General features: G+C 69.6%; 9 protein-coding genes. 4 read left to right on the top strand and 5 right to left on the bottom strand.

Features of this window, described 5'->3' with window-relative positions:
* Positions 1–352 precede the first annotated feature (352 nt).
* On the bottom strand, positions 353–994 hold the full coding sequence (locus ACFXGI_RS38345) for a DNA-3-methyladenine glycosylase (protein ID WP_384717617.1): 642 nt from the start codon (positions 992–994) through the stop codon (positions 353–355).
* 111 nt (positions 995–1105) lie between these two features.
* Here ACFXGI_RS38345 and ACFXGI_RS38340 point away from each other — a divergent pair, with 111 nt between their 5' ends.
* From ACFXGI_RS38340 to ACFXGI_RS38330, 3 genes are all read left to right on the top strand, one after another.
* A complete protein-coding gene (locus tag ACFXGI_RS38340) occupies positions 1106–1888 on the top strand; it encodes a sporulation protein (RefSeq protein WP_384717614.1) in 783 nt (260 codons plus the stop codon).
* Between the two features lie 65 nt (positions 1889–1953).
* Positions 1954–2487 carry a YbhB/YbcL family Raf kinase inhibitor-like protein gene (locus tag ACFXGI_RS38335; protein WP_384717611.1) on the top strand — a complete coding sequence of 178 codons (534 nt, stop codon included), beginning with the start codon at positions 1954–1956 and terminating at the stop codon, positions 2485–2487.
* A gap of 149 nt (positions 2488–2636) precedes the next feature.
* Complete coding sequence (locus tag ACFXGI_RS38330) at positions 2637–3140, top strand: HNH endonuclease (RefSeq protein ID WP_030162330.1); 504 nt, start codon at positions 2637–2639, stop codon at positions 3138–3140.
* Between the two features lie 71 nt (positions 3141–3211).
* On the opposite strand, the gene ACFXGI_RS38325 is transcribed toward ACFXGI_RS38330, so the two are convergent.
* The 4 genes from ACFXGI_RS38325 to ACFXGI_RS38310 all read right to left on the bottom strand — a co-directional run bounded on the left by ACFXGI_RS38325 (position 3212) and on the right by ACFXGI_RS38310 (position 6474).
* Positions 3212–3982: a sulfite exporter TauE/SafE family protein gene (locus ACFXGI_RS38325; protein WP_384717620.1), complete on the bottom strand. Its 771-nt coding sequence runs from the start codon at positions 3980–3982 to the stop codon at positions 3212–3214.
* A 105-nt stretch (positions 3983–4087) separates the two neighbouring features.
* Positions 4088–5074, bottom strand: coding sequence for an SPFH domain-containing protein (locus ACFXGI_RS38320; protein WP_384717608.1), 987 nt, complete (start codon positions 5072–5074; stop codon positions 4088–4090).
* 93 nt (positions 5075–5167) lie between these two features.
* Positions 5168–5596: an NfeD family protein gene (locus ACFXGI_RS38315; RefSeq protein ID WP_030873642.1), complete on the bottom strand. Its 429-nt coding sequence runs from the start codon at positions 5594–5596 to the stop codon at positions 5168–5170.
* 77 nt (positions 5597–5673) lie between these two features.
* Positions 5674–6474, bottom strand: a complete 801-nt coding sequence (locus ACFXGI_RS38310) for an ABC transporter ATP-binding protein (RefSeq protein WP_229340879.1) — start codon at positions 6472–6474, stop codon at positions 5674–5676.
* A 144-nt stretch (positions 6475–6618) separates the two neighbouring features.
* Between ACFXGI_RS38310 and ACFXGI_RS38305 the strand changes: the two genes are divergently transcribed.
* Positions 6619–7401, top strand: coding sequence for a hypothetical protein (locus tag ACFXGI_RS38305; protein ID WP_384717603.1), 783 nt, complete (start codon positions 6619–6621; stop codon positions 7399–7401).
* Positions 7402–7492: the final 91 nt, after the last annotated feature.

Here is a 7492-nt window from a genome sequence, read left to right as displayed (position 1 = left end):
CTGTTGAGTTCTCAAGGAACGGACGCTTCCTTTGTACTCACCCTCTCGGGCTTTCCTCCGGGCTTTCGCTCTTCGTTCTTGCGTTTCCGACTCTACCAGATCATTTCGCTGTCGTTTCCGACTCGGATTTGAATTCGGCGGCCGTTGGGGGCCTTTGCCTTTCGGCGCTCCACCACTTTAGCGCTTATCCCTTGCGGCTCATAATCGAGCCACCGGATTCGAATTCGGGCATGCCGAAATCGACCCCGCCAGGGGAACGTCGTAGGTAGTGGGTTGGCCGCTCCGGGGGTCTGCTGATGGCAGTGCCCCGTTCAAGCGGCTCGGACTACGTTAGGCGTCCGCCAAGGTGGAGTCAAGTTGAACGATGCCGTGGCGCATGGGCGCGATACGGGCTCACCGTCGGGTCGTGGGTGATCCAGTAGCGGTACGGGTGATCCGCGCCGGCGCCCCCGACTCCCGTGCGCGGGCCGTTGCCCACCAGGTCGGATGAAGTGGCGGTACCCGTCAGGAGCGCCAGGGGGGAATCGGGACCGGTACAGAGGTCCGTGCCGTCCAGGGAACGGTCGACCGCCAGGGCGGTGGCCAGGCGGGCCGGGCCCTTGGCCAGTTCTCGGTCGCTTCTGGCTGAACGTCGACGTTTGCGGGCCAGGTCGGCGCCCACGGTGATCTCACCTGCGCGCAGCAGCACCCCGCTCGCGTGCCCCGGCGGGCCGCACACCAGGTTGAGGCTGAACCACATGCCGTAGATGAAGTAGACGTACGCGTGTCCGGGCGGACCGAACATCGATGCGTTGCGCTGTGTACGACCCCGGTAGGCGTGGGAGCCCGGGTCGGCCTCCCCCTCGTACGCCTCCACCTCCGTGATGCGGAGTTCCATCGGGCCTTCGGGGGTGCGGCGGACCAGGATCCGGCCGAGGAGATCCGGGGCCACGGTGAGGACCGGCCGGTCGAAGAAGGACCGGGCCAGGGGCGTACGGTCGGGGCGCGCGCTCATCCGGTCGAGCGTAGTCCAACGCGCACACCTGCAACCGGGGCCTAAGGTTCCGCGTTTGTCAGGGTGTACTCGTAAGCGGTAGTCGCACGAGCCTTCAAGGGGAGTCAGAGCATGGGGTTCAAGAAGCTGTTCGCGGCGCTGGGTGCCGGCGGTGCTTCGGTGGACACGATCATCACCGAGCCGAACGTCGTGCCGGGCGGGATCGTCCAGGGCGAGGTCCGCATCCAGGGCGGTTCCGTGGAGCAGCAGATCGAGGGCCTGTCCGTCGGTCTCCAGGCGCGGGTCGAGGTGGAGGGGAACGACCAGGAGTACAAGCAGGACATCGTCTTCACCAAGCAGCGACTCGGCGGTGCCTTCCAGGTGCAGGCGGGCGCCCTGCACGTCGTGCCGTTCGGGCTGGAGATCCCGTGGGAGACGCCGATCACCCACTTCGGGGGCCAGCACCTGCACGGGATGAACATCGGGGTCAGCACCGAGCTGGAGATCGCGCGCGCGGTGGACGCCGGCGACCTCGACCCGATCAACGTGCACCCGGTGCCGGCGCAGCAGGCGATCCTGGATGCCTTCCGCCAGCTCGGCTTCGGCTTCCGCAGCGCGGACATGGAGCGCGGGCACATCCGCGGGACCCGCCAGACGCTGCCGTTCTACCAGGAGATCGAGTTCCTGCCGCCGGCGCAGTACCGCGGGCTGAACCAGGTCGAGCTGACCTTCGTCTCGGACGGCCGCGAGATGGACGTCGTGCTGGAGATGGACAAGAAGTCGGGGCTGTTCTCCGAGGGCAGTGACACGTACCGCTGCTTCCAGGTGGGGCTGCAGTCGTACCAGGGGACCGACTGGGCGGCGTACCTCAACCAGTGGATCGCGTCCGTGGGTTCGCAGCGCAACTGGTTCTAGGCTCGGCCGGGTACCGGCATTCCGGTGCCGGTACCCGTACTGGTTCGCGATCAGGAGGTTCAGCAGTGGCCGAGCAGAACAGGGCGCCCCTTCCCCACGATTTCCACCCCCGGGTGCACGCGTTCTCGGTGCAGAGCACGGATCTCGAGCCCGGTGGGGAGCTGGGCGACGCCCAGGTGCTGAAGGGCGGCAACGTCTCTCCGCACCTGCGGTGGGAGGGGTTCCCGGAGGGGACGAAGAGCTTCGCCGTGACGTGCTTCGACCCGGATGCCCCGACGGGCAGCGGGTTCTGGCACTGGGTGCTGTTCGATCTGCCCGCGTCGGTCACCGAGCTGCCCGCCGGTGCGGGCGGCGGGAAGTTCGAGGGTCTGCCCGCCGGGGCCGTGCACGTACGGAACGACTACGGCACGAAGGACTTCGGCGGGGCGGCTCCACCGGCCGGGGAGCGGCACCGGTACGTGTTCACCGTCTACGCGGTGGACCAGGAGAAGCTGGGCCCCGGTGCGGACGTCTCGCCGGCGGTCGTCGGATTCAACCTGCGGTTCCACTCGTTGGGACGGGCGCAGCTGATCGGTGAGTACGAGGGCCCCGCGAGCTGATCGTTCGCCGTGCGTTTGCCCGGTCCTGGTCTAAAGGCGACCAGGACCGGGCATTTTTATTGCGTTGTCCCGCGTGGCGCGCGCGGCCAGAGTGGTTGCGGGCCCTGCCGCCGGTGTGGTCGCGGGCCTGCACACGGGAGGTGGGCGAGATGCGGGACACGCTGGTGCTGAATGCGAGCTTCGAGCCGCTGTCGACGGTGACGCTGAACCGGGCTGTGGTCCTGGTGCTCCAGGACAAGGCCGTGGTCGAGCAGTCGCATCCGGAACTGCGTGTGCGAGGTGCTTCCCTGGATCTTCCGCTTCCCCGGGTCATCAGGTTGTGCCGGTACGTACGGGTGCCGTTCCGAAGACATGCTCCCTGGTCACGGAGGGGGGTGCTGGTCCGGGACCAGCACCGGTGCGCGTACTGCGGGAAGCGCGCGACGACCGTGGACCACGTGCTGCCCCGCGCCCAGGGCGGTGGGGACACGTGGCTGAACACGGTGGCCTCCTGTGCCGAGGACAATCACCGCAAGGCGGCCCGGACTCCGGAGGAGGCGGGGATGCCGCTCCTCCGGAAGCCGTTCGTACCGTCTCCGGCGGACGCCATGCTGCTGGCGCTGGGGGTGGGCGGCCGTGAGGCGCTGCCGGAGTGGCTGGAGCGGTCCGCCTAGGCCCGCCCGGGACACCCCCGTACGAGCGGATGACCGCCGGTGCGCTGGGCGACGTATTTCTCGTACGTCGCTCAGCGCAGCAGGATCTGGACGATGGCCACCACGCCGACCACGACGATGACGGCGCGGAGCACGGTCGGGGAGAGGCGGCGGCCGACCTTGGCGCCGATCTGGCCGCCGAGGGTGGAGCCGACGGCGATCAGGACCACGGCGGTCCAGTCGAACTCGGCGACGAAGAGGAAGAAGACGGCCGCGATGCCGTTGACGAGGGCGGCCAGGACGTTCTTCACGGCGTTGATGCGCTGCAGGTCCTCGTGGAGCAGCAGTCCCATCAGGCCGACGTAGAGCACGCCCTGGGCGGCGCCGAAGTAGCCCCCGTACGCGCTGGAGAGCAGCATTCCGGTGAGCAGTGCGGGGCCGCCGTCGGGGTGTCCGGGTTCGGTTCCGGCGGCTTCCTGGCGCCTGCGCAGGGCCGCGGCGAGCCGGGGCTGGAGGACGACGAGCACGAGGGCGAGTCCGATGAGGATCGGCACGATCGTGTCGAAGGAGTCCGACGGCAGGGTGACGAGCAGGACGGCGCCCGCGAGTCCCCCGACGAGGGAGACGGCGCCGAGCCGGATGATGCGGCTGCGCTGGCCCTGGAGCTCCTTGCGGTAGCCGATGGCTCCGCTGATGGCACCGGGCACCAGGCCCAGGGTGTTGGACACGTTGGCGGTGACCGGCGGGAGTCCGGTGGCGAGCAGCACCGGGAACGTGATGAGGGTGCCGGAGCCGACGATGGTGTTGATCGTGCCGGCACCGATGCCGGCCGCGAACACCGCGAGTGATTCCCAGGGGGACATCGAGAGCAGAGACATGGACTGAGCCATCCCCTTTGCATGAGTGAGTCGCCTCCCCGCCATGAAGGTCGAGGGGCCTCACTGATCATGCAGGAGGGGACGGGCGGGTCAGTCGATGGGGGGCTGTTCCCGGCGCTCGGCGGCGGCCTTGTCGGCCGCTCCGGCGCCGTTGCCGCCGTCCTTGCCGGAGTTCTGCGGGTTGAAGCCCGAACCGCCCCCCATGGGACCGAAATTGCCCATGGCTCCCGAGAGACCCTTGAGGGCGTCTCCGATCTCGCTGGGCACGATCCAGAGCTTGTTGGCGTCGCCTTCGGCGAGCTTCGGGAGCATCTGGAGGTACTGGTAGGCGAGGAGCTTCTGGTCGGCATCGCCGGCGTGGATGGACTCGAAGACCGTACGGATGGCCTGCGCTTCACCTTCGGCCCTCAGTGCGGCGGCCTTGGCCTCACCCTCGGCGCGCAGGATGGAGGACTGCTTCTCACCCTCGGCGCGCAGGATCTCGGACTGCCGGACACCTTCGGCCTGGAGGATCGCGGCGCGCTTGTCGCGGTCGGCGCGCATCTGCTTCTCCATCGAGTCCTGGATGGAGGTCGGCGGCTCGATCGCCTTGAGCTCGACGCGGTTGACGCGGATGCCCCACTTGCCGGTGGCCTCGTCGAGGACTCCGCGCAGGGCCGCGTTGATCTCCTCGCGGGAGGTCAGGGTCCGCTCGAGGTCCATGCCGCCGATGATGTTGCGCAGGGTGGTGACGGTGAGCTGCTCGATGGCCTGGATGTAGCTGGCGACCTCGTACGTCGCGGCCCGGGCGTCGGTCACCTGGTAGTAGATGACCGTGTCGATGTTGACGACCAGGTTGTCCTGCGTGATGACCGGCTGCGGCGGGAACGGGACCACCTGTTCGCGCAGGTCGATGCGGTTGCGGATCGAGTCGATGAACGGGACGACGATGTTGAGGCCCGCGTTGAGGGTGCGCGTGTAGCGGCCGAAGCGTTCGACGATGGCGGCGCTGGCCTGCGGGATCACCTGGATCGTCTTGACCAGTGCGATGAAGACCAGAACCACCAGAATGATCAGGACGATGATGATCGGTTGCATGCGGTTCCCCGTGCCCTTCCGGCTGTCTGTGCTGCCCCGTTGAGCGGAGTCTCGCAGACCCGGGGCCGCGGGTCGGCTGCTTTGATCAGAAGCTCACATGACGATCGCGGTGGCTCCGTCGATCTCCACGACGTCCACCTGCTGGCCGGGTTCGAAGCTGCTGTCCGCGTCGAGGGTGCGGGCGGACCAGACCTCGCCGGCGAGTTTGATCCGGCCTCCGCTGCCGTCGACGCGTTCGAGGACGAGGGCGCTTCTGCCCTTCAACGCGTCGATTCCGGTGCGGTGTTGGGGCCGCTGCTCGCGGTGGTGGTTGGCGATCGAGCGGACGACGGCGATGAGCGCCACGGACACGATCACGAAGACGAGGACCTGGGCGACCACTCCCCCGCCGAACGCCGCCGTGACGGCGGCGGCGACCGCGCCGACGGCGAACATGCCGAACTCGGGCATCGCCGTCAGGACGAGCGGAATGCCCAGTCCGACCGCGCCGATGAGCCACCACAGCCACGCGTCGATGTTCACATGGTCATGGTAGGTCGGGCGGGCGCGGTCAGGACAGGGTGCGACGGTGCGCGGACCGTCGGTGTGCGCCTGCGGTACTAGCGCAGCGCGAGGCCCTGGGCGGTCCAGCGGTCGCTGTCGTTGCGCTCGACGATCAGGGGGAGGCCGAAGCACAGCGAGAGGTTGCGCGAGGTCAGTTCGAGGTCGATCGGTCCCGCGGTGACGACCTTGCCCTGGCGGATCATCAGGACGTGGGTGAAGCCGGGGGCGATCTCCTCGACGTGGTGCGTGACCATCACCATGGACGGCGCGAGCGGGTCGCGGGCGAGGCGGCCGAGGCGGCGTACGAGGTCCTCGCGGCCACCGAGGTCGAGGCCGGCGGCGGGCTCGTCGAGGAGGAGCAGCTCGGGGTCGGTCATCAGGGCGCGGGCGATCAGGGTGCGCTTGCGCTCGCCCTCGGAGAGGGTGCCGAACTTCCGGTCGAGGTACTCCGTCATGCCGAGGCGGTCGAGGAAGGCGCGGGCGCGCTGCTCGTCGATCTCCTCGTACTCCTCCTGCCAGGTCGCCGTCATGCCGTACGCGGCGGTGAGGACGGTCTGCAGGACGGTCTGGCGCTTGGGGAGCTTGTCGGCCAGGGCGATCCCGGCGACGCCGATGCGCGGGCGCAGCTCGAAGACGTCGCTGCCGGGCTTGCCGAGGGTGCTGCCGAGGATGGTGGCGGCGCCCTTGGTGGGGAAGAGGTAGCTGGAGGCGAGGTTCAGCAGCGTGGTCTTGCCGGCGCCGTTGGGGCCGAGGATCACCCAGCGCTCCCCCTCCTTCACCGACCAGGAGACCTGGTCCACCAGAGCCCGGCCCTCGCGGACCACGGATACGTCCACCAGCTCCAGAACATCGCTCATGAGCGTGTTGTCTCCCCTTGCAGTCTCGGTTTCGTCTGTGCACCGGTAGGCGCAGCCCCAGGGAAAACCTACGCCACTCGGAGAGCGGTCCGGGCGCCAGGTTGGCCACGGGGCCGGATCCGTGGTGATCCGTAAAGTGGGGGAATGCTTTTCGAACCACGTTCAGGGCGGTTGGCCGCCTGGGGGAACGCACTGCTGGCCGGTTTGGTCTCGCCCGACGAGGCCGTGTTGTCGATCGTGGGCGAGGACGCCGTGCACCGGGTGGAGGGGCTGCCCGGCGAATCGGGTCCGGTGGGCCTGACGCTGGCGCTCGGGCGGATGCGGGCGCTGGGGGTGGCCGGGCTGCGGGTGGCTCTGCCCGCTCCGGGGCATCCGCTGGGGCTGAGCGGGCCCGCCGAGTTCAACGCGCGGGCGCTGGAGGCGGAGGAGGCGGTGGTCGCGGTGGGCGCGGCGCTGGGTCTGGTGCCGGAGGTGGCCGAGGCGGGGCCCGCGGGGGACGTGCACGTCTCGGTGACGTGGCACTGTCTGCCCGTACGGGAGGCCCCGCCGGCGGACGTGCCGTCGCTCGGTGAGGCGGAGCGGGAGCTGGCGGAGGCGCTGCGCGAGGCGACGGTCGTACTGACCCGGCTGGACGTGGCGGGGTCGGGGCCGGTGGCGGAGGCCGCGCTGTCGGCTTACCGGGCGCGGGCCGACGCCGGGCGGGAGGTGCTGGCGCCGGGGTACCCGCCGCGGGCGGTACGGGTGCTGGCGCTGGCGCAGCGGGTGGACCTGCTGGTGTCGCTGGCGTACGAGCACGGGCCGGGCGGTGCGGTGGCCGCCTCGGAGATGGCGGCGCGGGCGGAGGCGCTGCGGCCGGTGGAGCGGGTCGCGCGGCGCGCGCTGGTCGCGGCGTACAACTCGGCGGTCGAGGAGCGCGAGCGGGGCTAGGGAGTGTCGTCAAAGTGGCGTCGGCCGCCCGAGAGGGCGGGGCCGGCGGGGTCTGGTGCGTGCGATCGCAAGGCGGAGGAGGGAATCGACG

The organism is Streptomyces sp. NPDC059355, assembly GCF_042752335.1.
Classification (GTDB): domain Bacteria; phylum Actinomycetota; class Actinomycetes; order Streptomycetales; family Streptomycetaceae; genus Streptomyces.
The sequence above is the reverse complement of the archived record's forward strand: the minus strand, read 5'-3'. Positions and strand labels throughout refer to the sequence as shown.